23 protein-coding genes and 1 tRNA gene are annotated in these 24687 nt (G+C 57.2%); 13 read left to right on the top strand and 11 right to left on the bottom strand.

Going from position 1 to position 24687, the window contains the following annotated elements:
- Positions 1-4: 4 nt before the first annotated feature.
- On the bottom strand, positions 5-1138 hold the full coding sequence (locus ACU4F7_RS06045) for an MBL fold metallo-hydrolase (RefSeq protein ID WP_481638252.1): 1134 nt from the start codon (positions 1136-1138) through the stop codon (positions 5-7).
- A 234-nt stretch (positions 1139-1372) separates the two neighbouring features.
- Between ACU4F7_RS06045 and ACU4F7_RS06040 the strand changes: the two genes are divergently transcribed.
- Together ACU4F7_RS06040 and ACU4F7_RS06035 are read left to right on the top strand one after the other, a co-directional pair.
- Positions 1373-1945, top strand: coding sequence for a TetR/AcrR family transcriptional regulator (locus ACU4F7_RS06040; protein WP_029592164.1), 573 nt, complete (start codon positions 1373-1375; stop codon positions 1943-1945).
- 215 nt (positions 1946-2160) lie between these two features.
- A complete protein-coding gene (locus tag ACU4F7_RS06035) occupies positions 2161-2523 on the top strand; it encodes a hypothetical protein (RefSeq protein WP_029592163.1) in 363 nt (120 codons plus the stop codon).
- 105 nt (positions 2524-2628) lie between these two features.
- Here the strand turns inward: ACU4F7_RS06035 and ACU4F7_RS06030 are convergent, their stop codons facing one another.
- Positions 2629-2865 carry a DUF2171 domain-containing protein gene (locus ACU4F7_RS06030; protein WP_029592162.1) on the bottom strand — a complete coding sequence of 79 codons (237 nt, stop codon included), beginning with the start codon at positions 2863-2865 and terminating at the stop codon, positions 2629-2631.
- A gap of 280 nt (positions 2866-3145) precedes the next feature.
- Here ACU4F7_RS06030 and ACU4F7_RS06025 point away from each other — a divergent pair, with 280 nt between their 5' ends.
- Both ACU4F7_RS06025 and ACU4F7_RS06020 read left to right on the top strand, forming a co-directional pair.
- Positions 3146-4210 carry an AI-2E family transporter gene (locus ACU4F7_RS06025; RefSeq protein WP_481638251.1) on the top strand — a complete coding sequence of 355 codons (1065 nt, stop codon included), beginning with the start codon at positions 3146-3148 and terminating at the stop codon, positions 4208-4210.
- An 87-nt stretch (positions 4211-4297) separates the two neighbouring features.
- Complete coding sequence (locus tag ACU4F7_RS06020; protein ID WP_029592160.1) at positions 4298-4858, top strand: hypothetical protein; 561 nt, start codon at positions 4298-4300, stop codon at positions 4856-4858.
- A 7-nt stretch (positions 4859-4865) separates the two neighbouring features.
- On the opposite strand, the gene ACU4F7_RS06015 is transcribed toward ACU4F7_RS06020, so the two are convergent.
- Positions 4866-4942: transfer RNA gene (locus ACU4F7_RS06015), tRNA-Arg, on the bottom strand.
- 209 nt (positions 4943-5151) lie between these two features.
- On the opposite strand from ACU4F7_RS06015, the gene folD reads away from it, so the two are divergent.
- A complete protein-coding gene (gene folD, locus ACU4F7_RS06010; protein ID WP_024559486.1) occupies positions 5152-6018 on the top strand; it encodes a bifunctional methylenetetrahydrofolate dehydrogenase/methenyltetrahydrofolate cyclohydrolase FolD in 867 nt (288 codons plus the stop codon).
- Position 6019: 1 nt separating this feature from the next.
- A complete protein-coding gene (ybcJ, locus tag ACU4F7_RS06005) occupies positions 6020-6232 on the top strand; it encodes a ribosome-associated protein YbcJ (RefSeq protein WP_029592157.1) in 213 nt (70 codons plus the stop codon).
- Between the two features lie 82 nt (positions 6233-6314).
- Here ybcJ and budC read toward each other — a convergent pair whose 3' ends face one another.
- The 3 genes from budC to ACU4F7_RS05990 form a co-directional block, all read right to left on the bottom strand.
- Positions 6315-7079, bottom strand: coding sequence for a meso-2,3-butanediol dehydrogenase (gene budC / locus ACU4F7_RS06000; RefSeq protein ID WP_029592156.1), 765 nt, complete (start codon positions 7077-7079; stop codon positions 6315-6317).
- A gap of 225 nt (positions 7080-7304) precedes the next feature.
- A complete protein-coding gene (locus ACU4F7_RS05995) occupies positions 7305-10457 on the bottom strand; it encodes an FKBP-type peptidyl-prolyl cis-trans isomerase (RefSeq protein WP_481638250.1) in 3153 nt (1050 codons plus the stop codon).
- Between the two features lie 169 nt (positions 10458-10626).
- Entirely contained in the window at positions 10627-11181 is a 555-nt protein-coding gene (locus ACU4F7_RS05990) for a hypothetical protein (protein ID WP_481638249.1), read from the bottom strand.
- Between the two features lie 416 nt (positions 11182-11597).
- Here ACU4F7_RS05990 and ACU4F7_RS05985 point away from each other — a divergent pair, with 416 nt between their 5' ends.
- Positions 11598-13097 carry a PTS transporter subunit EIIC gene (locus ACU4F7_RS05985; RefSeq protein ID WP_481638248.1) on the top strand — a complete coding sequence of 500 codons (1500 nt, stop codon included), beginning with the start codon at positions 11598-11600 and terminating at the stop codon, positions 13095-13097.
- An 86-nt stretch (positions 13098-13183) separates the two neighbouring features.
- Positions 13184-14200, top strand: a complete 1017-nt coding sequence (gene malI / locus ACU4F7_RS05980) for a Mal regulon transcriptional regulator MalI (protein WP_481638247.1) — start codon at positions 13184-13186, stop codon at positions 14198-14200.
- A gap of 143 nt (positions 14201-14343) precedes the next feature.
- On the opposite strand, the gene cysS is transcribed toward malI, so the two are convergent.
- Positions 14344-15747: a cysteine--tRNA ligase gene (gene cysS, locus ACU4F7_RS05975; protein ID WP_029592150.1), complete on the bottom strand. Its 1404-nt coding sequence runs from the start codon at positions 15745-15747 to the stop codon at positions 14344-14346.
- Positions 15748-15923: 176 nt separating this feature from the next.
- Here cysS and ppiB point away from each other — a divergent pair, with 176 nt between their 5' ends.
- The 4 genes from ppiB (at position 15924) to purK (ending at position 18850) form a co-directional block, all read left to right on the top strand.
- Complete coding sequence (ppiB, locus tag ACU4F7_RS05970; RefSeq protein ID WP_024557356.1) at positions 15924-16418, top strand: peptidylprolyl isomerase B; 495 nt, start codon at positions 15924-15926, stop codon at positions 16416-16418.
- A gap of 2 nt (positions 16419-16420) precedes the next feature.
- Positions 16421-17143 (top strand): UDP-2,3-diacylglucosamine diphosphatase, encoded by a 723-nt coding sequence (lpxH, locus tag ACU4F7_RS05965; protein ID WP_481638246.1) that lies wholly within the window; start codon positions 16421-16423, stop codon positions 17141-17143.
- A 133-nt stretch (positions 17144-17276) separates the two neighbouring features.
- Positions 17277-17786, top strand: a complete 510-nt coding sequence (purE, locus tag ACU4F7_RS05960; RefSeq protein ID WP_481638245.1) for a 5-(carboxyamino)imidazole ribonucleotide mutase — start codon at positions 17277-17279, stop codon at positions 17784-17786.
- The gene (purK, locus tag ACU4F7_RS05955; RefSeq protein WP_481638244.1) at positions 17783-18850 is read left to right on the top strand and encodes a 5-(carboxyamino)imidazole ribonucleotide synthase; all 1068 of its coding nucleotides are present in this window, start codon (positions 17783-17785) and stop codon (positions 18848-18850) included. The genes purE and purK overlap by 4 nt, the downstream gene beginning before the upstream one ends.
- A gap of 81 nt (positions 18851-18931) precedes the next feature.
- Here purK and ACU4F7_RS05950 read toward each other — a convergent pair whose 3' ends face one another.
- On the bottom strand, positions 18932-20077 hold the full coding sequence (locus ACU4F7_RS05950; RefSeq protein ID WP_481638243.1) for a trans-sulfuration enzyme family protein: 1146 nt from the start codon (positions 20075-20077) through the stop codon (positions 18932-18934).
- An 11-nt stretch (positions 20078-20088) separates the two neighbouring features.
- Positions 20089-21459, bottom strand: coding sequence for a pyridoxal-phosphate dependent enzyme (locus ACU4F7_RS05945; protein WP_481638242.1), 1371 nt, complete (start codon positions 21457-21459; stop codon positions 20089-20091).
- A gap of 353 nt (positions 21460-21812) precedes the next feature.
- Here ACU4F7_RS05945 and mnmH point away from each other — a divergent pair, with 353 nt between their 5' ends.
- A complete protein-coding gene (gene mnmH / locus ACU4F7_RS05940) occupies positions 21813-22937 on the top strand; it encodes a tRNA 2-selenouridine(34) synthase MnmH (RefSeq protein ID WP_481638241.1) in 1125 nt (374 codons plus the stop codon).
- 29 nt (positions 22938-22966) lie between these two features.
- On the opposite strand, the gene ACU4F7_RS05935 is transcribed toward mnmH, so the two are convergent.
- Both ACU4F7_RS05935 and sfbB read right to left on the bottom strand, forming a co-directional pair.
- A complete protein-coding gene (locus tag ACU4F7_RS05935; RefSeq protein WP_029592144.1) occupies positions 22967-23626 on the bottom strand; it encodes a methionine ABC transporter permease in 660 nt (219 codons plus the stop codon).
- Complete coding sequence (sfbB, locus tag ACU4F7_RS05930) at positions 23619-24635, bottom strand: virulence-associated ABC transporter ATP-binding protein SfbB (RefSeq protein ID WP_029592143.1); 1017 nt, start codon at positions 24633-24635, stop codon at positions 23619-23621. Before sfbB ends, ACU4F7_RS05935 begins: the two co-directional genes overlap by 8 nt.
- Between the last annotated feature and the right edge of the window lie 52 nt (positions 24636-24687).

Below are 24687 nucleotides of genomic sequence, written 5' to 3'. Positions count from 1 at the left end.
AGTGTTAACGTGGCTCGACGGTTTCGTCGTCTTCCCACCACGCGTGAAAATGCTGCTGCGTGTCCGTCAGGCGAACCGGCTCGCCGGGGCGCGGCGTCAGCAGCTGCCAGGGCTTATCCTGGCTTGCGGCCGCCAGCCGTTTTAACGGGTCGTTCCAGGCGTGCTTCGCCATGGCGAAACGTCCGTTATGGCCCGGCAGTACGCGCTTAGCGCCGAGATCCTGCGCGGCCTGCGCCGTCTCTTCCGGCATCATATGGATCTGCTTCCAGTCGCGGTCATACTGACCGTTTTCCATGATAGCCAGATCCACGCCGCCAAACCGTTCGCCGATGGCTTTGAAGTGCGGGCCGTAGCCGCTGTCGCCGCTGTAGTAGAGCTTTTGCTGCGGCGTCTCAAACAAAAAACTTGCCCACAGCGTCTGGTTGCCTTTCAGCCCGCGACCGGAGAAATGACGCGCAGGCAGCGCGTAGAGCGTGAGGTCATCAGCAATGCTGACCGACTGTTGCCAGTCCAGTTCTTTGATGCGCGAAGGAGAGACGCCCCAGGCTTCAAGATGCGAGCCCACGCCGAGCGGCGTTACCACCTGACGGATTTTCGGGCGCAGCGCCCGGATGGTGGCGTAATCCAGGTGATCGTAGTGATCGTGCGATATCACCAGCAGATCGATTTCCGGCATGTCGTTAGCCGACCACGGATAGTCGCCGGTGAAAGCGCGGTTGAAGAGCGCAAACGGCGAAGCGTAGCCGCTGAAAACCGGGTCGATGAGAATACGTTTTCCCGCGAGTTGTATATACCAGGAGGAGTGGCCGAGCCACAGCGCCACCGCTTCGTTTTTGTCGAGCGAGGCAATGTCAGTGTGCACCAGCGGAAGCGGACGCGCGGGCTTGAGGTTATCGATGCGCTTAAAGAGAAACTCGCCCCACGCGGCCCACTGGTTGCCTTCGCCGGTAAACACGCGCGTAGGTTCCTGATTCTGAAACTGACCGTCGCGATAGTGCGGCGAGCGTTCAATCAACGCTTTGCGCTCGCCTTGCGGCGCGGCGCCAAAACCGGGCGCGAGATAAAGCGCCAGGGCGCCTGTTGCTGCAGCTAACATAATGATGACTCCAGTGACCCAGAAACGTAGCGGTTTTCTCATGGTGGCCCTGCTTCTCCCGAAAGCGTCATAGCCCGGCGTAAGCCGATATAATCCCTTTTAAAACAGGGTCATTTATCCACAGCAGCGCATCGCGCCTTGATAATGAGTGAGTAAACACTCATTATAGAAAGCAAAGCTGACCCGTCAAGACGTTTTTACAATGTGACTTATCGCCTTGCGACGGGCCGGAGAGTCTGGTTCAATTCGCGTTTTCGAAAAAAAGAGGTAGAAGCAGTGGCTCGTCCCCGTAGTGAAGATAAAAAGCTGGCGTTACTGGAAGCGGCCGCCGAAGCGATTGCCGAAGCGGGCATTGGCGCCTCCACCGCGCTCGTGGCGCGTAAAGCTGGCGTGGCGGAAGGCACGCTTTTCCGCTACTTCCCGACGAAAGACGATCTTTACAACGCGCTCTATCTGCATCTTAAACACGGCTTTTGCCAGCCGCTGACCGCCAACCTTGACCGCAGCGTCGAGCCGAAGGCCATCACTCGCTATATCTGGGAAAGTTATATTGAATGGGGCCTGCGCAACCCGCTCGCTAACCAGGCGATGCGCCAGCTCGCGGTGAGCGAAAAGATAACGGAAGCAACTCGCCAGACGGTCAACGAGATGTATCCGGAGCTGCGCAACCTGTGCGAGCAGTCCATCGCCCCTGTGTTTCTCTCTACCCCCTGGCGCGCTTTTGGCGACGCCCTTTTCTTTACGCTTGCGCAGACCACTATCGATTTCGCGTCCCGTGAACCGGCACGTGCTAAGGAGTTGATCGCCGTAGGTTTCGACGCCATGTGGCGCGCCCTTGGCGTAAATTAATCGCGCCCGCGGGCGCGGCTTCCTCTCTTTTTCTGACTTGTGACACAACCTGTCGCATTCCCGCCGTTTACTCTATTTAAAGCTTCATTTCTAAAACCAGCGCGCCGTTTGCTAAATAAGCACGGGAATGTTGCGCTTGTCACTGTAAGCACCCGCAAAGGAATGAGATTTATCTTAAACTGGTTAGGCAGGATTAACCTGACAGGAGAAATAAGATGGAACTGAGTAAGGAAGCCATCCGGCGGTTACTGGCGGCGGACATTGAAGTAAGCATTATGGGCGGCTGCTACCAGTGCGCCACGGCACGCGCGGTGTTCTATCACCATACGATTGAGTTAACGGTCGAGGTAACGCATCCGCTTCTTGTCTGGCAGTGCGGCAACCGCGACAGCGTGCAGCTAGTGAAGCATGAGAAAAATGGCCGTAGCGTGCCCATTACGCTGGTTAAAGCATTACAGGATAAAGTGACGCAGATGCGGCTTGCCGCCACGATGAGCGACGAAATGGCAAGCGATCTGAGCGAGCGCAACCGTCAACAAATCGACGCGCTGGAACGCCAGTTAAACGTGAAAAGATAAGCTTAATAATTCGAAAAAGCGTGTGAAGGACAGTACGGCTTCGTCATAGCTGACACAAGCGCGAAGCTTGGGTTCAGGCGCAACGCCTGAACCCTTCGGCAAACGTCAGGCGGTCTGCCAGGAAGCGGTGACCTCATCCTTGTTTTTGTTCAGCAGGATTTTGTCGTTCTCAATTTTATCGACCCAGCTCAGCGGGATGTAATGGTGAACGCCGCCCGCTTTCGGGTCGCTTTTGGCCAGCTTGATTTTATCTTCGCCTTCGAGATGGTCGACAATACCGACATGGCTACCACAGCTGGCGATAACTTCGGCGTGTTCGCGAATTTCGTTTTTATTTACCATATTTCCTCCTGTCGATTAGGTAATAGTCAGTATAGACAGCTTAATCGCAATAAAAGGCGTTATTAATATTCTGTAATACTTCCAAATCCCTTTAAGATTATTCTATTACCGTTCACGCGAAGCGTTATCCGCCCTGGAAAGCGTCAACAGGCTGAAACACGCCCGCGCCAAAAGCAGACTTCCCCTCTTCTGCCATAATAAACAGGACGATAGCCTGAGGCTCAGGGACGACGCGCTTTCGTCGCTGACGCTTTTTTGAAATGACTAAAAAGGAATATCCATGTTGCCAAGAGGCTTTTCTAAGTTTTTCTTTCTGCTCATCCTTGCTGTCGTCACGCTGGCCTTCATGACGATTTTGCGGCCCTACGCTTCGGCAGTGCTGTGGGCGGCTATCCTGGCCGTTATCTTCTATAAAACCAAAGAGTGGATCCGCCGGGCGACAGGCGGGCGGAACAATCTGGCTTCGCTGCTGACGCTGCTGCTTATCTGCCTTATCGTTTTTACCCCGCTGGCTATTATTTTCTCTTCGCTGGCGACTGAATTTAACGTGGTTTACCGCAATCTGCAGGAAGACAACACCTCAATGTCTGTTGTCTTCGCCGATGTTATCCGCCATCTCCCCGCCTGGGGCCAACATCTGCTCGCCGAATATGATCTTGACGATGTAGGCGAGATACAGCGGAAACTTTCCGCCGCCGTAATGCGGGGCAGCCAGTTCCTGGCGGGCAGCGCGCTGGCCATCAGCAAGAACACCTTCGGTCTGGCGATAGGTTTCGGCGTGATGCTTTATCTGCTCTTTTTCTTACTTAAAGATGGCGCGCATCTGGTGGCGCTGATCCTGCGCGCCATCCCGCTGGAAAACCGGGTGAAGTATCGCCTGATTTCCCGCTTCGCCACCGTTGCCCGCGCCACGGTAAAAGGCACGGTGGTTGTGGCGGTGATCCAGGGCTTCCTTGGCGGCGTCGCCTTCTGGTTTCTGGGCATTCAGGGGAGCCTGTTGTGGGGCGCGCTGATGGCCTTCTTCTCGCTGGTACCTGCGGTTGGCACCGCGCTGGTGTGGATACCCGCCGCCATCTATTTATTCGCCGTCGGCGCGCTCTGGAAAGCGATAATCCTCGTCGCCTGGTTCGTGGTCGTGGTCGGGCTGGTCGACAATATCCTGCGGCCTATTCTGGTAGGTAAAGACATTAAGATGCCTGATTATTTAATTCTGGTCGCCACCCTCGGCGGGCTGACGGTTTACGGCATTAACGGCTTTGTGATTGGGCCGCTGATTGCCGCGCTGTTTGTCACTTGCTGGCAATATCTGGCGGAACCGGACCGGGAAGAAAAGGTCAGTAAATAACGCAGAGCCTGCGTTCGCAGGCTCCCGTAAGTGGTTTGTTGCATAAAGGGCTATGCTTAGACAAACGTTTATGACAGAGCGCCTCTTATGCATCAAACCGATCCAACCATGCTCATTCTGCTCTATTTTGTGCTTCCCGTCTGGTTGCTGGCGGGCATCAGCGACTGGCTTTGCCACCGCAGAACCCATATCGAAGCAACTACCGGCGTGAAAGAAACCCTGATTCATATTCTGATGTTCATCGAGGTGGGCGTTCCTCTGCTGGCGGCATTGCTTTTGCAGGTAAACGCGCTGCTTATCGGCGTTATGATCGTCTGCTTTTTTCTGCACGAAGCGACAGCGCTGTGGGATGTTTCCTACGCCGTGACCGCGCGTGAGGTTTCGCCTGTCGAGCAGCATGTGCACAGTTTTCTTGAAATGGTGCCGCTGATGGCGCTGTTGCTGGTTATCGCCAGGCACTGGGAACAATTTTTAGCGCTGTTTGGCGCAGGCCCGGCGCAAGCGGATTACAGTCTGTCGCTGAAAGAGGAGATGCTGCCGATGGGGTATATTGTCGCCATCTTCAGCGCCATTTTGCTGCTGGAACTGCTGCCCTATTTTGAAGAGCTGAAGCGCTGCTGGAAAAACCGAAAAAAAGTGACGGGATAAGCGTAGATGGCGCGCCCTGCAGGACTCGAACCTGCGACCCACGGCTTAGAAGGCCGTTGCTCTATCCAGCTGAGCTAAGGGCGCATCGGGAAGATGCTTTCACGGTAAGAAGATTCTTCAGCGCCGTGAAACGCGTGGAATTATACGGTGAGCGCCTTGTGAGTCAATGGCTTTCCGACTGCCCGCCTGCCTTTTAAGCATAAAGGCGCTTTCGGGACTGACAGCGCGGCCCGCTTCTGACAAAATATCAACATCCCCTCTCTTTTATCATTACAGATGGAATCCTCTCTCTGATGGCAGCAAAGATTATTGACGGTAAAACGATTGCGCAGCAGGTACGACACGAGGTTGCGGAAAAAGTACAGGCGCGCCTGGCGGCCGGAAAGCGTGCGCCAGGTCTCGCCGTTGTGCTGGTAGGCGCGAACCCCGCTTCGCAGATTTATGTCGCCAGCAAACGCAAGGCGTGCGAAGAGGTCGGTTTTCTCTCCCGCTCTTACGATCTGCCGGAAACGACCACCGAAGCGGAGCTTCTTACGCTTATTGATGAACTGAACGCCGATGCCGCTATTGACGGCATTCTGGTCCAGCTGCCGTTGCCGGCGGGCATTGACAACGTGAAAGTGCTGGAGCGCATCGCGCCTGATAAAGACGTGGATGGTTTTCATCCTTACAACGTGGGCCGTCTGTGCCAGCGCGCGCCGCGCCTGCGTCCCTGCACGCCGCGTGGCATCGTTACGCTGCTGGAACGCTACAACATCGATACTTACGGGCTGAATGCCGTAGTCATCGGCGCGTCCAACATTGTCGGCCGCCCGATGAGCATGGAACTGCTGTTGGCAGGCTGCACCACCACCGTCACCCATCGCTTTACCAAAAACCTGCGCCACCATGTAGAGAATGCGGACCTGCTGATCGTTGCGGTGGGCAAACCCGGCTTTATCCCTGGCGAGTGGATTAAAGAGGGCGCTATCGTCATCGACGTGGGCATCAACCGTCTTGAAAACGGCAAAGTGGTTGGCGACGTGGTGTTCGAAGATGCCGCCGCACGCGCTTCCTACATTACTCCGGTCCCGGGCGGCGTGGGTCCGATGACCGTCGCTACGCTCATTCAGAATACGCTGCAGGCGTGTGTTGAGTACCACGACGTAGAAGGAGCATAAGATGGCGACGTTTTCTCTTGGGAAACACCCGCACGTTGAGCTGTGCGATTTGCTGAAGCTGGAAGGCTGGAGCGAAAGCGGCGCGCAGGCGAAAATCGTTATCAGCGAAGGCCTGGTGAAAGTGGACGGCGCGGTGGAAACCCGCAAGCGTTGCAAAATCGTTGCCGGACAGACGGTCACGTTTGAAGGACAAAGCGTCACGGTTGTCGCCTGACTTAGCTTAAAGAAAAACCCGCCGGATGGCGGGTTTTTTACAGGGCGAGCAACGGTCTTCTGAGCCGTAGGTCAATACTTGGTTACGCCTGCGGCGGCTGGCCGTTAGAGGCCGTAAGGCCGCCATCCACCGGCAGATTAACGCCTGTGATATAGCGCGCGTCATCGCTTGCGATAAACGCGATAGCATCGGCGATATCTTCCGGCTCGCCTGCACGTTTAAGCGGGATCCGCTCGTAAAATTTTTGCAGCAGTTGCTCGTTCTGCTTCATCTCTTCAGTCAGCTCGGTAAAAGTAAAGCCCGGGCAGATAGCGTTAACGCGCACGCCGTCAGCGCCATAGTCCATCGCCAGTGCGCGGGTAAAGTTGGTGACGGCGCCTTTCGCCGCGTTATAGACGCTCATGCCCCAATCGCCGCCAAGCCCGGAAACCGACGAGATATTCACCACATTGCCTTTGGTTTTAAGCAGTTCTGGCATGAAGTAATGCGTGCAGTAGAAGACGCCGTTAAGATCGGTCCCCATCAGCGTCGCCCAGTCATCCAGCTTGATTTCATGAATGCGCCCCTGGACGATTACGCCAGCATTGTTGACCAGCACGTCCACGCGGCCATATTCCTCCACCACGCGCTGCGCCAGGTTTTGTACCTCATCAGCATTCGAGACGTCGCAAGGAACAACCAGGTGTTTACCCTGCGCAAGCGTAGCCGCCACCTTCTCCAGTTTTTCCGGGGTGCGCCCCACCAGCACGACGCTTGCGCCTTCGCTGGCAAAGCGCTTCGCCGCGCCTGCGCCGATACCCGAACCTGCGCCCGTAATGACCACTACTTTCTGCTGAAAACGTGCCATATAACCTCCTGTTTGTTCTGCGATGATGCATTTAATAACTTTATTAAGACTGGCATCCAGCGAGCGCATCGCAAGGCAGCAAACGGAATTTGCCGTTAACTCATTGAATTACTGCAGAAAGAAAAATTTAAAAAAATGTGACCAACGGCACAAATAAGAGAGTCGCGTGGTCTTTGGCAGGCGTAGAGGGCAGGAGAAAAAGACCCGGCCGAAGCCGGGTTAAGGTTATTTCGCCGCGGTTGTTGGCTGAACAACGCCGGCGGTTACGTCGACAATTTTAATGTCATAAACCATCGTTGAGTTAGGCGGAATAGCTGGCAACCTACCCTCTTCGCCATACGCGAGTTCGGGCGGCACCACGATGCGCACTTCGCCGTGGTTGTTAAGCACGGACAAGGCGGATTTAAAAAGCGGCGGGTAGTTATTAAGCGGTAGCGCCAGAACCGTGCCCTTTTGTGACATGTCATTGATGACTTTGCCATTTGTCAGGCTTTCTCGAATAACTACGCCGACCGTGTCGCTATTTTTAATTTTGCCGCGTCCTTTGTCGGCGATCAGATAGTAATAACCCATTGAGGCCTTTTTCACGCCCGGCTGTTTACTGAATTGGGTCATGAACCGATCGCCTTCGCTGTTAGCCGCTTTTTTAACCTTCGCTTCTTTCGCGCCGGACGTTTTGTCCAGTTCCTGAAGCACGTTAATCAGCTTATCCTGCGGGACTTTCAGCTGGCCGTTGATCATGTCCGTCGCGCCGCTCAGCACCTGCTGACGGCCGATGTGGTAGCCGTAGCCCTCTTTGCTTTTCATCATGCCTATCATTTCCTGCGCCCAGAAGGCGCCAAGGGCATAATCGCGTATTTCATCATTGCTTTGCGGTTTGGCGGCAACCGTAGCGGCTGGCTTCGCTTTTTCCAGCGCAGCCAGCTGTTTGTTTTTCTCTGCAAGCTGCTTGCTGGCATCCTGCCATTGGGTTTCCAGCTCATCCGCTTTTTTCTGGCTTACTTTCAGGTTTTGCTCAAGGGTGGCATAGGCTTTCGTTTTGGCCTCCTGAGCCGCGGTCAGCTCCGTGACTTTATTGGTCAGTTCACCGCTTCTCTTCTGGCTCTCCGCCAGTTGCTGCTGTAATTTTTCGGTCGCCTGAGTGCCTGCCGCTTGCGCGGTAGTAAGGGCAGCAATCTCTTTTTCCAGCGCCAGCGACTTCTTCTGGCTTTCGAGTAGCCGCGCCTGCAGCTTGTTGCTTTCCTCAGCTTTGGCATTTTGCGCAGTAGTCAGTTCAGCAACTTGTCCTTTTAACTTCTGCGTCTCTTTCTGACTCTCAGCCAGCGACTGCTGTGCGGTAGCCAAGGCCTGGGCTTTGGCGCCCTGTCCTGCCGTTAGCTCTGCAATTTGTTGTTTAAGCGTAAGGATATCCTCACCGCTGGCAGTAAGGGCCTGCTGAAGTCTGGTTAACTCCTGCACGTTCGTCCCTTTTGAGGAGGCAAGGTCTTTAACCTGCGCTTTCAGCGCCTGCGCCTCTTTCTGGCTGGCGGTCAGCGCCTGCTGAAGCTTGCTGCTCTCTTCCGCATTCGCCTTATGGTTGCCGCTAAGTATGGCAATCTGCTTTTCCAGCGCCTGCGCTTTTTTCTCGCTCTCTGCCAGAGCAAGCTGGAGCTTGTTGTTCGCCTGCGCTTTATCCTCGTGCGCACTGCTAAGCGTGGCGACCTGCGTTTTTAACGCCCGCTCCTCTTGCTGGCTGGCGGTCAGCTGCTGCTGGAGCCTGCCGCTTTCGTCAGATTTCATTTTCTGCGTTTCGGTGAGCGCGGCGATTTGTTTTGCCAGCGCCTGCGCTTTCTGTTCGCTTGCCGTCAGCGCCTGTTGCAGCCTGTCGCTCTCCTGCGCCTGGGCGTCCCGAACGCTGGTAAGGGCGGTAATCTGCGCTTTCAGCGCCTGTGCCTCTTTCTGGCTGGCGGTCAGTTGCTGCTGGAGACTGCCGCTTTCGTCAGATTTTGTTTTCTGCGTTTCGGTGAGCGCGGCGATTTGTTTTGCCAGCGCCTGCGCTTTCTGCTCGCTTGCCGTCAGCGCCTGTTGCAGCCTGTCGCTTTCCTGGGCCCGGGCGTTAGTGAGAGCAGTAATCTGCGCTTTCAGCGCCTGCGCCTCTTTCTGGCTGGCGGCCAGTTGCTGCTGGAGACTGCCGCTTTCGTCAGATTTTGTTTTCTGCGTTTCGGTGAGCGCGGCGATTTGTTTTGCCAGCGCCTGCGCTTTCTGCTCGCTTGCCGCCAGCGCCTGTTGCAGCCTGTCGCTTTCCTGGGCCCGGGCGTTAGTGAGAGCAGTAATCTGCGCTTTCAGCGCCTGCGCCTCTTTCTGGCTGGCGGCCAGTTGCTGCTGGAGACTGCCGCTTTCGTCAGATTTTGTTTTCTGCGTTTCGGTGAGCGCGGCGATTTGTTTTGCCAGCGCCTGCGCTTTCTGTTCGCTTGTCGTCAGCGCCTGTTGCAGCCTGTCGCTCTCCTGCGCCCGGGCGTCCCGAGCGCTGGTGAGAGAGGTAATCTGCGCTTTCAGCGCCTGTGCCTCTTTCTGGCTGGCGGTTAAGTTGTGTTGAAGCTGCGCTAATACCTGGGCGCTGCCGCTTTTCGCCGCCGCCAGTTCCGACAGCTGTTTTTCCAACATCTGAGCACGGGTTTCGCTTTGCGTCAGCTGGTTTTGTACCTGCTTAACCTGCTGCTCTTTATCGGTCTGCGTCTGAGCCAGCTGTGCGATTTGCGTTTCCAGCGATTGGTTTTTCTTCTGGCTTTCGGTCAGGGACTGCTGGAGACGGGTTATCTGCCCCGCTTTTTCATCCTGCCCGGAAACGGTAGCGGCAAGCTGCGCTTTTAATGCCTGCAACGCTTTCTCATTTGCCTGCAGATCCCGGCGCGCCTTATCAAGCGCCTCTGCCCGGGCATTACGCGAAACGCGCAGTTCAACAATTTGTCTTTGCAGCTCGGCGCTGAATTGCTGGCTTTCAGCCAGTTTCCTTTGAAGCTGCCCATACTCTTGCGCTTTAGCAGCGCGTGAGCCGGAAAGCTCAGCGAGGTCTTGCTGCAATTGTTTGTTTTGCTGCTGGCTTTCGGCTAAAGCCTGCTGCAGACGCATCGAAGACTGCGCATCGTTATTCTGCCCCTGAGTCAGGGCACTAAGCTGCTGTTGCAAAGCGGCAGCCTGCTTTTCGCTTTCCGCTGCGGCCTGTTGCAGAGCGGCTTTCTCCGTCTGCCATGTGCCTTTCGCGCTGGCGAGCTCCGCGCGCAGGCTCTCTATTATCGCCTGTTGATCACTTGTCGCCGTTGAAGAAGCAGCCTGCGTCGGCTTTTTAGGGCGGGGTTTCTTTGTGGATTTGCCGGAAGGGCGTACTGTCGGTTCCGGCAAAGGGATCGGTTTGACCAGCAATAAATCGGGTATACCGCTCGACTGTGCGGTAATGGCATCCAGAGATTGCAGTGTTTTTTCGTGATTGCTGGCCTGAGCATAAGGCGCGACTGAGGTGCTAATCGTCAGAGGTAATACAAAAAAAAAATGGGTTTTAACTTAAACCGTTTCATCTCACGCTTTCTCCACGGCTAATTAAGCCCTGCTGGATAGCTTGCTCTATATCGTTACATAATTTTTGCGTTTTATACTTATATAACGCATCGAGCGTATCTCGCGTCTGCGCATTAATATCGCCGCGTACAGCGCTATAAGTGGAAGCATTGCGCAAAAGCGTTTCGAAGGCTGCTTTTTTAGCGGCATAAGCCGAGGAACTGATTTTTGCGAGCGCGGCGAGTTCACGCTGACATACCGTCGCTGAACCTTCGCCAGCGCTCGGCTCCTCTGCTGCGGAAGGAGTCGCTTGCGGCGCGGGCAGCGAGACGGCCTGTGAGGGCGCTGGCGCAACCTTTTGCACAACGTGATCAGGTTCCTGCAGCTCGCCAGACTGACAGCCGCTTATAAGTAATACGCCTGCCACAACCAGCACGTTTATTATTTCCGCCACAAAACATTTTTTAGATTTATAGATAATATGCAAAATATTACTCCATTGAATATTGCGAACCAATGTAGCGATGAAATTCCTTTCGCCGACTAAAAAGAGATAAACAAGATTATCCACTAAATATCAGCGTAAAAACAATCCTGGAAATTATAGGAATTCACCAGCAATATTCACGTTAACTATTTTAAAACCTTAATTAATTATTAATAATTATATTTTCATAAATATATTCTTATTTATTCGTTTCCATTACTCTAAAAACGCCAGCCAATCCGTTTTTACCCGATCTTCAGAGAAGCGCCGGAGAGCGCGCCGCCGCTTCTCTGCCCTTCTTTGATCGCCTTTCCTCTCTTCCAGACCACATTTTCTGATCAACTTCAAAGAATCGGAATTTCTTCTGACCGGGCGTTAAATTTCTGTTGCGCAGTTTGCGTGCACTGTAACAGCATAAGTAGAACGTTCTAGTAAAACGTTCTACTTAGATAAAACAGGGTGAAAAAGCCCGTATATATCGTCTGTCGGGGGAAATCAGCATGAGTCTGATGTCAGGGTTGGTTAAATCGCTTTCAAAGCTTTCGATGATTGGCCGCGCGTTGATGCTGCCAATTTCGCTGTTGCCAGCGGCGGGTCTGCTGCTGGCGTTCGGTGATAAGTTTCACTTGCCGCTGATGATGAACGCAGGCGGGGTTATTTTTGATAACCTGCCGGTGCTGTTCGCCATTGGTTCAGCCGTAGGTCTGGCGGCGGAATCCGGCATCGCCGCGCTTTCGGCGGCGGTTTCGGTGTTAATTGTTAACGTCACCATCGGCACCATGCTCGGCATCACGCCGGAAATGGCGGCCAACGGCGGCAAATATGCGCTGGTCATTGGCATCCCGACGCTGCAAATGGGGGTGTTCGGCGGACTTATTTGCGGCATTCTCGCCGCGTGGTGTTATAACCGCTTCCACACGCTGCAGTTGCCGGAGTTTTTGGGCTTCTTTTCCGGCAAGCGCTTTGTCGCTATCGCCACCGCCTTGCTCTCCTTCCTGCTCGGGCTGGTGCTGCCCTACATCTGGCAGCACATTCAGGCGGGCATCGATGCGCTTTCCGTTGTGGTTAACGGTGACAACCAGGCGGCTTCGACCTTTATTTTTGGTCTGGTAGAGCGCGCGCTTATTCCGCTTGGCCTTCACCATATCTGGTATCCGTCGTTCTGGTACTCCTTTGGCGATTACACGACCCAGTCGGGCCAGTTGATCCATGGCGATCAGACCATCTGGTTCAAAATGCTGGAAGAAGGCGTGAAAAGCTTCAGCAGCGACAGTTACCAGAACGCCGGTAAATTCCTGCAGGGCGAGTACCCGCTGATGCTGTTCGCTCTGCCTGCGGCTTGCCTCGCCATGTACCACGAAGCCAACACCAAAAATAAAAAGATCGCCTCCGGCATTCTTTTCTCCGCCGCGCTTACCTGTTTCCTGACCGGGATCACAGAGCCGGTTGAATTTACCTTTATCTTTGTGGCGCCTGTGCTGTATGTCTTTAACGCCATCATGGCCGGGCTTTCCTATATGTGCATGTACCTGCTGCACGCGCATATTGTGAAATCCTTCTCCGCCGGGCTTATCGACTATATCTCGTTTGGGATCCTGCCTTCGTTCAACGGTTACGAGACTAACTACCTGAACGCGGTCATCGTCGGCATCCCGATGGCGATAATTTATTACTTCACTTTCCGCTTCGTTATCCGCCGTTTTGATGTGAAAACGCCGGGCCGTGCGGATGTGGCGGCAAACGCGGATGATAAAACCGACGCGGAACTGGCGAACGATATTATCGGTCTGCTGGGCGGCGCTGAGAATATTTCAAGCGTTGGCTCCTGCATCACCCGCCTGCGTCTTGAAGTGGCGAAGCCGGAGTGTGTGGATCGCGACGGCCTGAACAGCGTAGGCGCGCGCGGCGTGGTGTTCGTTGGCGACAGCGGCATCCAGGTTATCTTCGGCGCCCGGGCGCAATTTATCGCCCAGACCATGTCGGGCATGCTTGGCCGTTAAGGACGCGCCGTTGCCTTTGCAAGCCTCCCGTATCGCTACGGGGGGCTTTGTGGTATCTAACGGATTAAAAAAGCAGAAGGGATCAGATGAAAAAAGTCAGCATTATCGACGTCGCTAAACGGGCGGAGGTTTCGGTTTCTACTGTCTCGTTAGTGCTGCGCCAGAAAGGCAAAATCTCAGAGGCGACGATCGCCCGCGTGCAGGCCGCCATTGAGGAGCTCGGTTACGTCCACAACGTAGCGGCGGCGAACCTGCGCGCCAGCACCTCGAATCTGATTGGCCTGATTGTGCATGACTTTAATGATGCTTTTTCGACTCGCGTGACGGCAAGCGTGGTGCAGGCGCTGGAAGCGCAAGGCTTTATGGTTTTTCTTACGCAGCCCTCAGACAACCCGCAGCGGCTTGAACAGTGCCTGCTCTCTTTTACGCGACAGGGCGTGGCGGGCGTTATCTATCTGGCGGCGAATGCCACCCGCGACACCCTGCCTGAAGTGATTGAAAACTGCCCGCTGCCGCTGGTGGCGATTTCACAGTCGCCGCTGCAAAGCGCGCGCGACCTGGTCATGCGAGATAATCGCCAGGCGGGCGGTCTCGTTACCCGCTATCTGATTGAGCGCGGCCATCGCAATATCGCTTATATCGGCGGCGGTAAAGATTGCCTGATACGCCAGCAGCGGCTGCTCGGCTACCAGGCGGCGTTGAAGCAGTACGGTATGCCGTGGCGTGAAGAGTTTGCCCCAGCCTGCGCCGATGAAACCCATGCCGCAAGCCTCGCCACGCGGCATTTGCTGGAAGCAAACAATAAAATTACCGCCCTGCTCTGCCACTCGCCGAACGCCATTATCGGCTGTATCGACGGGATCCAGCAGGTCGGGCGCACCGTTGGCAAAGATGTGTTCCTGACCCAGCAGGTGTCGCTGGCGGGATTTGAAGACATGATGCACGTAAACCTCACCTCGCCCTCTTTCACCTATGTCTCCTCCGCAAGCGATGAAACCGGACGCCAGGCAGCCTCGCTGATGGTTCGCAAGATTCGTGAGCCGGAGCTGGCGGCGCAGCGCATTACGCTCTCGGGTCAGTTGGTGGTGCGCGGCTCCGCCTGAATGAAGAAACAAACGCCGTCAGAATGGTATAAAGAAAAAGTGTTGAGCGGACAAGCCAGCCCTGCCGGACCGAGTAAGCGCTCAGTAAACAGAGCATGACCTTTTTACGCCGCGCATAAAAAAGCGGCTTTCGCCGCTTTTTCTTATTTACGTCGCCAGGTGGTGCCCTGCGGTCCGTCTTCCAGCACGATGCCCATCTCGTTTAAGCGGTCACGCGCCGCGTCCGCCGCCGCCCAGTCTTTCGACTTACGCGCTTCCAGACGCTTTTGGATCAACGCTTCTATTTCCGCCACCTCAGCGTCGTCCGCCTGCGCGCCGCTTTGCAGGAACTGCTCCGGGTCCTGCTCCAGCAGACCCAGCACGGCGGCAAGTTTACGCAAATGCGCCGCAAGATGATTCGCCGCCGTTTTGTCTTCCGCTTTCAGGCGATTCACTTCGCGCGCCATGTCGAACAGCACCGAGTAGGCTTCCGGGGTATTGAAATCGTCATCCATCGCCTCACGAAAGCGTGTTTCAAAGGCGTCGCCGCCCGCAAAGAAAGACTCGCCGCCCGGTTCGTCCAGACGTTCAGTGCCGCGCAAGGCGGTGTAGAGACGCTCCAGCGAGGCGCGCGCCTGCTTTAAGTTCTCTTCGCTGTAGTTCAGCTGGCTGCGGTAGTGGCCGGACATCAGGAAATAGCGGATAGTCTCGGCGTCGTAATACTTCAGCACGTCGCGCACGGTAAAGAAATTGCCGAGGGATTTCGACATCTTCTCGCGATCCACCATCACCATGCCGGAGTGCATCCAGTAGTTCACATACTCGCCGTCATGGGCGCAGGTCGACTGCGCGATTTCGTTTTCATGGTGCGGGAACATCAGGTCTGAACCGCCGCCGTGAATATCGAAATGGCTGCCGAGCTGCTTGCAGTTCATGGCGGAGCACTCAATATGCCAGCCCGGACGCCCTTCGCCCCACGGCGACGGCCAGCTCGGCTCGCCCGGCTTGGACATCTTCCACAGCACGAAGTCCATCGGGTTGCGCTTCACGTCCGCCACCTCAACGCGCGCGCCCGCCTGCAACTGCTCCAGATCCTGACGAGAAAGCGCGCCGTAGTTCGGGTCGGTCGGCACGGAGAACATGACGTCGCCATTCTCCGCCACATAGGCGTGTTCGCGGGCGATCAACTGCTCCACAAGCTCGATAATTTCAGGAATATGCTGCGTGGCGCGCGGCTCGCTGTTCGGGCGCAGGAGATTCAGCGCATCGAAATCTTTGTGCATCTCGGCGACCATGCGGTCCACCAGCGCGACAAAATTTTCGCCATTTTCATTCGCTCGTTTGATGATTTTATCGTCGATATCGGTAATGTTACGCACGTACTTGAGGTTATAGCCAAGGAAACGCAGGTAGCGCGCCACGACGTCGAAAGCGACAAACGTACGGCCATGGCCGATATGACAGAGATCGTAAACGGTAATGCCACACACATACATGCCGACTTCTCCGGCATGGATAGGTTTGAATTCCTCTTTTTGGCGACTCATTGTGTTGAAGATTTTTAACATCAGGAGATTCCGTATCAGTGTGTGGTAAAGACGAAAAGCGCTATGTTACCTCATAATTCAAACCGGAAGGAGCACACTTTGCAAGGTGATCGCTACCTGCAAGTTATGCTATAACAACAGCCTGACGTCGCCTGCGCAGCAGGCTTCAGCACTACTACACAGAACAGGATGCAAGCATGGTTACTTTTCACACCAATCACGGCGATATCGTTATCAAAACTTTTGACGATAAGGCGCCGGAAACTGTTAAGAACTTCCTGGACTACTGCCGCGAAGGTTTTTACGACAACACCATTTTCCACCGTGTGATTAACGGCTTTATGATCCAGGGCGGCGGTTTTGAGCCGGGCATGAAGCAAAAAGCGACCAAAGACGCTATCAAAAACGAAGCGAACAACGGTCTGAAAAATACCCGTGGTACGCTGGCGATGGCCCGTACTCAGGCGCCGCACTCCGCTACCGCGCAGTTCTTCATCAACGTAGTGGATAACGACTTCCTGAACTTCAGCGGCGAAAGCCTGCAGGGTTGGGGCTACTGCGTATTCGCCGAAGTGGTGGAAGGCATGGACGTGGTCGACAAAATCAAAGGCGTGGCGACCGGCCGCAGCGGCATGCACCAGGACGTACCGAAAGAAGACGTGGTAATCGAGCGCGTGACCGTCAGCGAGTAATCGTGGCCACACTCTTTATCGCAGATCTTCATCTGTGCACAGAAGAACCGGCGATAACCGCCGGTTTTCTGCGTTTTCTGGCAGGCGAAGCGCGGCAGGCCGATGCGCTTTACATTCTCGGCGACCTGTTTGAAGCCTGGATTGGCGACGACGACCCGAACCCGCTGCACGCGCAAATCGCCGCCGCCATTCGCACACTGGTTGAAAGCGGCGTCCCCTGTTATTTCATTCACGGCAACCGGGATTTCCTGCTGGGCAAGCGCTTCGCCAGGGAAAGCGGCATGCAGCTTCTGCCGGAAGAAAAAGTCCTCAACCTGTACGGCAAACGCGTGCTTATTATGCATGGCGACACCCTCTGCACCGACGATGTGGGCTATCAGGCATTTCGCGCCAAAGTGCATCAGCCCTGGCTGCAAACCCTGTTTCTCGCCCTGCCGCTGTTTATACGTAAGCGTATCGCCGCAAAAATGCGCGCCGGCAGTCAATCCGCCAACAGCGTCAAAGATATGGCTATCATGGATGTGAACCCGCAAGCGGTAGCCGACACCCTTGAGCGCCACCGCGTCCAGCACCTGATACACGGCCACACGCACCGCCCCGCCGTTCACGCGCTGACGGCTAACGGCGAGCCCGCCTTTCGCTACGTTTTAGGCGCCTGGCATACGCAAGGCTCCATGATCAAAGTCACCGCCGAAAACATCGAACTTATCGCCTTTCCGTTTTAACTTCTGCATGCCATTTTTGCCGCCGAGACAGCCGCGCAACCGTTTTCCTTGCCGTAAAACCGTGCTATTCTCGCACTCCTCGTAACGACGACTCGTTGTTTTGTCCGCACACCCCACAGGAGTTTTTAGACGTATGTCTTCAGGCAACCATCCGGCGCGTATCGCCATTGTCATGGGTTCGAAAAGTGACTGGGCCACCATGCAGTTCGCCGCTGAAATTCTTGATGCCCTCGACGTTCCCCACCATGTAGAAGTGGTTTCCGCCCACCGCACGCCGGACAAGCTGTTCAGCTTCGCCGAAGCGGCTCAGGTGAACGGCTTTCAGGTGATTATCGCGGGCGCGGGGGGTGCTGCGCATCTGCCTGGTATGATTGCGGCGAAAACCCTGGTGCCGGTACTGGGCGTGCCGGTGCAGAGCGCGGCCCTGAGCGGCGTCGACAGCCTCTACTCCATCGTGCAGATGCCGCGCGGCATTCCGGTGGGCACGCTCGCCATTGGCAAAGCGGGCGCGGCCAATGCCGCCTTGCTGGCGGCGCAAATTCTGGCGCAGCACGACGCGGCGCTGTTAAACCGCCTCAGCGCCTGGCGTCAGCAGCAGACGGATGAAGTGCTGGAAAACCCGGACCCGCGAGGTGCGGCATGAAACAGGTTTGCGTTCTCGGCAACGGCCAGCTTGGCCGTATGCTGCGCCAGGCGGGCGAGCCGCTGGGCATTTCGGTCTGGCCCGTGGGGCTGGACGCTGAACCGCAGGCGGTGCCTTTCAGCCAGAGCGTGATCACCGCGGAAATTGAGCGCTGGCCGGAGACTGCCCTTACCCGCGAGCTGGCGCGTCATCCGGCGTTTGTTAACCGCGACGTCTTCCCGATTATTGCCGACCGCCTGACGCAAAAGCAGCTTTTCGACAAGCTGAACCTGGCCACCGCGCCCTGGCAGTTGCTGTCGCAGAAAAGCGAATGGCCGGCGGTGTTTGACCGTCTTGGCGAACTGGCGATAGTTAAGCGCCGCGTCGGCGGCTATGACGGGCGCGGCCAGTGGCGTTTGCGCGCTGATGAAACCGCGCAACTGCCAGACGACTGCTACGGCGAATGCATCGTTGAACAAGGCATTAACTTCACGGGCGAAGTATCGCTGGTTGGCGCCCGCGGCCACAATGGCGACACGGTCTTTTATCCGCTGACCCATAACCTGCATCAGGAAGGCATTCTGCGCACCAGCGTCGCCTTCCCGCAGGCAAGCGTAGAGCAGCAGGCGCAGGCGGAAACGATGCTCTGCGCCATTATGCAGGAGCTGAACTATGTGGGCGTGATGGCGATGGAGTGCTTCGTGACGCCTGCCGGCCTGCTGATTAACGAGCTGGCGCCGCGTGTTCACAACAGCGGCCACTGGACGCAGAACGGCGCCTCCATCAGCCAGTTTGAGCTGCACCTGCGCGCCGTGGTGGATTTACCGCTGCCGCAGCCGGTGGTCAACAGCCCTTCGGTGATGGTGAACCTGATCGGCACCGACCTTAACTACGACTGGCTGAAGCTGCCGCTGGTTCACCTGCACTGGTACGACAAAGAGGTGCGCCCGGGCCGTAAAGTGGGCCACCTGAACCTGAACGACAGCGACACGGCGCGGCTCTGCGCCACCCTGGAAGCACTGGTGCCGTTGCTACCGCCGGAATACGCCAGCGGCATCGCCTGGGCGCAGATGAAGCTGGGTTGAATAAAAGCGGGCCGCAAAGCCCGCTTTTTTTAACCCCGACGCCTGACGGCGCTGCGCTTACCCGCATTTTGCCAAAGCTGCTTATTCCCCCAGCGCCTGCACTAAATCGGCAATTAAATCATCGGCATCTTCAATGCCCACTGAAAGGCGGATCAGCTGCGGCGTAATGTTGTTGGCGAGCCGTTGCTCAAGAGGAATAGACGCGTGCGTCATAAAGAACGGCTGGCTGACCAGGCTCTCCACGCCGCCTAAGCTTTCCGCAAGCGTAAAAAGGCGCAGCTTTTTGATGATTTTCGCCGCCTGGCCTTCATCGCCTTTCACCACCACCGAAATCATGCCGCCCGGCCCGCGCATTTGCTGCTGTGCAAGCGGATGCTGCGGGTGCGTCTCAAGCCACGGAAAGAACACTTTTTCCACCTGCGGCTGCTGTTCAAGCCAGCGGGCGATTTTCAGCGCGTTGGCGCTGTGCTTTTCCATCCTCAGCGCCAGCGTGCGGATGCCGCGCAGCGTCAGGAAGCTGCTGAACGGGTCGAGCACGCCGCCCACCGCATTTTGCAGGTAAGCGAGCCTTTCACGCAGTTCAGCGTTATCCCCCACCACCGCCAGTCCGGCGACCACGTCGGAATGCCCGTTCAGGTATTTGGTGGCGGAATGCACTACGATGTCGAAGCCCAGCGACAGCGGGCGTTGCAGGGCGGGGGAAGCAAAGGTGTTATCCGCCACGCTGATAACGCCATGGCGTCGGGCGATGGCCGCGATAGCCGCAAGGTCAGCCAGCTTGAGCAGCGGATTGGTCGGCGTCTCCACCCAGACCATTTTCGTTTCCGGGCGAATAGCCGCCTCGAGGGCTGCCAGGTCATCCGGCTTCACCCAGCTCACCGTCAGCCCGGCGGTGCGCTTGCGCACATTTTCCAGCAGGCGATAAGTGCCGCCGTACACATCGTCAATCGCCACAATATGGCTCTCTTTATCCAACAGCTCCAGCACCGTGGAAATGGCCGCAAGACCGGAGGCGAAAGCGTAGCCCTGCGCGCCGCCTTCCAGCTCTGCGATAGCGCGCTCCAGCGCATGGCGGGTTGGGTTGCCGCTGCGCGAATATTCATAGCCGGTATGCTGCCCCGGCGCGGGTTGGGCGTACGTAGAGGTGGCGTAAATCGGCGGCATGACCGCGCCGTGCTGGTCGTCGTGAGTGCCGCTGTGCACGCTCAGGGTGGCGAAATTATCCATGATAAAGCTCCTTATGATTCAAGCCGGTTGCGCCAGACGTTCAGCACGTCGGTGCGGGTAATAAGCCCGAGGAAACGGTCGGCGTCGGTCACTACCGCCACCAGCCCGCGGGAGAAAACCTCAAACAGCTCGCGCTCGCTGGCGCCCTTGTCGAGCGTTTCGACGCGCGGGTTCATGGCGCGGGAGACTGGTTCAAGAAAGCGCGCGCTGTCGCCGCGCACCGCGTTAAGCAAATCCCACTCATCGACGATGCCGACCATGACGCCGCCTTCCAGCACCGGCAGTTGAGAAATATCGTAAAGCCGCATGCGCGCCAGCACCGTCGCCAGCGTGTCGTCGGGCGCGGCGGTCACTGTCGCCCCTTCGTCATGGCGAAAAGCGATGAAATCGCGCAGGTCGCCGGTTGAGGGTCGCTGAAGCAATCCCTGCTGGCGCAGCCAGTCATCGTTAAACATTTTGGAGAGGTATTTGTTGCCGCTGTCGCAGGCGAAAGTGACCACCCGCTTCGGCGTAGTCTGGGCGCGGCAGTAGCGCAGCGCGGCAGCGAGCAGCGTGCCGGTAGAGGAGCCCGCCAGGATACCTTCGGTTTTTAATAGCTGGCGGGCGGTATCGAACGCCTGCGCATCGGAAATGCGATAAGCGCGGCGCACGCCGTCAAGACGCGCGAGCGGCGGTATAAAGTCTTCGCCAATGCCCTCCACCCGCCAGGAGCCCGCCTCGCCGTGGCTTCCCTGCTCCACTTCATCAGCAAGGATCGAACCCGCCGGGTCGGCGAGAATAAATTCCGTTTCAGGCGAATGCTGGTGAAACCAGGCCTGCAACCCGCCGAGCGTACCGCCGGAGCCGACGCCCACCACAATGGCGTCGATTTTCCCCTCCGCCTGGGCATAGAGCTCCGGGGCGGTAGTGGTTTCATGCGCCAGCGGATTGGCGGGGTTGTTGAACTGGTCGATATAAAACGCCCCGGGCGTCTCCTGCGCCAGGCGCTTCGCATAATCCTGGTAATAGGCGGGATGGCCTTTGTTCACGTCTGAACGGGTAAGCCGCACCTGCGCGCCCAGCGCCCGCAGGTGATAAATCTTCTCGCGGCTCATTTTGTCCGGCACCACCAGAATCAGCTGATACCCTTTTTGCGCGGCGATAAGCGCCAGCCCCAGACCGGTGTTGCCCGCGGTGGCTTCAATAATGGTGCCGCCGGGCGCGAGCCGTCCCTGGCGCTCCGCCTCGTTTATCATCGACAGCGCTACGCGATCTTTAATAGAGCCGCCGGGGTTCTGGTTCTCAAGCTTAAGCAGCAGCTCGCAGGGGCCGGTGTCGAGCTTTTGCAGCCGCAACAGCGGCGTGTTGCCAATCAGCTCGCTTACGGTATGGGCTATGGTCATTGCAGTCATCCAGTAACAACGGTATTGCGCAGATGATAGGACCGCGTTTTTTCGCCGTTAAAGAACCTTTACCCCACTTTTAGAACCAAATGGAATATTCTGTGCTGTTTAGCCATCAGGAAGGAAAGCGGTAAAGTCGTCTGGAAATATCGACGGCTAAAAAACCGTTAAACCGGCGTTTTTTGTGGCGAAATCGCCGCTTTTTCACCGTTCTATTGCCATTGCGCGCATGTTATTTACCGAAATTTAGCTAAGCGCTTTACGCCGCTGTTCAGTCAGACAAGCGCAAAGTTTCTCCCTCCCGCCGTTCTGCGGGCGTAGAATGGCGCGGTTATGACGTTCAGGGGAGTTAAATGGAACAGAAGTTAACGGCGCGGCCCGACACCAGCGACTACCGCGCCCTGCTCGCGCAGGCGACGCCGCTTATCGACGTGCGCGCGCCGGTCGAGTTCACCCAGGGGGCGTTGCCGTCGGCCCTTAACCTGCCGTTGATGAATAACGAAGAGCGCGCCGCCGTCGGCACCTGTTATAAGCAGCAGGGTCAGCAGGCGGCACTCGCGCTCGGCCACCGTCTGGTGCAGGGCGAAACGCGCGAGCAGCGCCTGGCGGCCTGGAAAGCCGCCTGCCTGCGCTATCCGCAAGGTTATCTCTACTGCGCCCGGGGTGGGCTGCGTTCGCACATCGTCCAGCAATGGCTGAAAGAGAGCGGCGTGGACTATCCGCTGGTTATTGGCGGTTACAAAGCGCTGCGCCAGGCGGCAGTCGACGCCATTGATGCGCTGGCGCGCCGTCCGCTGGTGCTGGTGGGCGGCTGCACCGGCAGCGGCAAAACCCTGCTGGTGCGCGAGATGGCGACGGGCGTCGACCTGGAAGCGCTGGCGCGCCATCGCGGCTCGTCGTTTGGCCGCACGCTTACCGCCCAGCTTTCACAGGCGAGTTTTGAAAACTGCCTTGCAGGCGACCTGCTGGCGCGTGAGGCGGTGTGGCAAACGCTGCCCTCGCCTTTCTGGGTGCTGGAAGACGAAGGGCGCACGATCGGCGCAAACCACCTCCCCGCCGCGCTTCGCGAGCAGATGGCGCGCTCGCCGGTCGCCGTTGTGGAAGAGCCGTTTGAGCGACGCCTTGAGAGGCTCAGGCAGGAGTATTTTGTCGCTATGCAGCAGGCCTGGTGCGAGGCTTATGGCGAAGAGGCGGGCTGGCGCGAGTTTGGCGATTACCTGCATCAGGGTCTGTATGCCATTCGTCGTCGGCTGGGGTTGCAGCGCTTCGCCGCGCTTGCCGACATTCAGGCGCAGGCGCTTTCGCGCCACCAGCAGACGGGCCGTCACGAGGCCCATTTTGACTGGCTGATCCCGCTGCTGAAGGAGTACTACGATCCGATGTACCGCTATCAGCTGGAGAAGAAGTCAGCGAATATCGTCTTTCGCGGCGACTATACGCAGGTGAAGGCGTGGCTTGCGGAGCGCTACAGCGGATAACACAAGGGGCAGACCTCCTGCCCCAGGCATCAATGCCGGTCGCGCTTGTCGGCGCGTTTCGCCAGCCAGTCGCCCAGCATTTGCACAACCTGCACCAGAACGATTAGCGCCACTACGGTGACGATCATCACCTGCGTCTCATAGCGGTAATAGCCGTAGCGGATCGCCAAATCCCCCACCCCGCCGCCGCCAACGATACCCGCCATCGCCGAGTAGCCTATCAGGCTCACCAGCGTGATGGTCAGGCCGCGCAGCAGTCCGGCGCTCGCCTCCGGCAGCAGCACGGTGCAGATAATGCGCATCGGGCTTGCGCCAAACGCCTCGGCCGCTTCGATAATTCCCCGGTCCACCTCGCGCAGCGCCCCGTCCACCAGGCGCGCGTAAAAGGCGATGGCGGCGACAGAAAGCGGCACCGAAGCGGCTATCGGCCCGATGGTGTTGCCAAGCAGAAACTGCGTCAGCGGCAGCAGCAGCACCAGCAAAATGACGAACGGCACCGAACGGATGATATTCACCAGCACGGAACTCACCACATTCACGACGCGGTTTTGCCAGAAGAGGCGACGGTCGGTCACGAAAATAAGAAAACCAAGCGGCAGCCCGCCGACGATAGCCAGCAGCGTGGAGATGCCCAGCATCTGGAAGGTTTCGTTAAACGCGAGGCCCAGGTCGGCCAGTAAATCATCCATTAATCACCTCCACCTGCGCCGTACGCGCGCGAATGTGCTCCACCGCCGCCGCTACCGCTGCCGGGTTATCCTTCGCGGTGAGCTGCACCACTAAAATGCCGAGCGCCTGCTCGCCGATATACTCGATTTTGCCATGCAGGATATTCACCGCCACGCCGAAGTTTACCGCCGCTTCGCAGAGCACCGGCTGCTCGGCGGAGTCGCCCACAAACAGCACCTTCAGCAGCGACCCTTGCAGGTGCTGACGCAGGCTGCCTGGCAGCGTCAGGTTGAGCGTGTGGGAGACTAACTGTTGGGTAAAGGGATGCTGCGGATGGGCGAAGATATTAAACACCTCGCCCTCCTCCACCACGTTGCCGCCGGACATCACCGCCACGCGGTCACAGATCGTTTTGACAACGTTCATCTCGTGCGTGATCAGCACAATAGTAATGCCGAGCTGCTCGTTGATCCGCTTCAGCAGCGCGAGGATCGTGGCGGACGTTTCCAGATCGAGCGCGGAAGTGGGCTCGTCGCACAGCAACACGTCCGGGTGGTTGGCGATAGCGCGGGCGATGCCGACGCGCTGTTTCTGCCCGCCGGAAAGCTGCGCCGGGTAGCGGTTCGCTTTGTCGCTAAGCCCCACCAGCTCCAGGATTTCCGCCACGCGCGGGGCGATTTTCGCCCGCTCCCATCCCGCCGCCTTCAGGCTGAACGCCACATTTTGCGCGACCGTTCGGGTATGCATCAGGTTGAAATGCTGAAAGATCATGCCGATACGCTGGCGCGCCTGGCGCAGCGCCGCGCCGCGTAGCGCGGAAATCTCGGTGCCATTGACGGTAATGCTGCCTTCGCTCGGGCGCGTTAAGGCGTTCAGCGTGCGCAGCAGCGTGCTTTTCCCGGCGCCGCTGGTGCCGACGATGCCAAAGATTTCGCCGGGGGCGATGCGTAAGCTGACGTTATCAACCGCGCGCGTGGCAGGCCCGCGCCGGGAGGCGAAATCGACGCAGACGTTGTTAATTTCAATCATGCGGAACCTCAATAAACAAAACGCGGGCAGGCCGCAAAGCCTGCCCGCGCAA

The sequence above is a fragment of the Franconibacter pulveris genome (assembly GCF_056780215.1).
The sequence above is the reverse complement of the archived record's forward strand: the minus strand, read 5'-3'. Positions and strand labels throughout refer to the sequence as shown.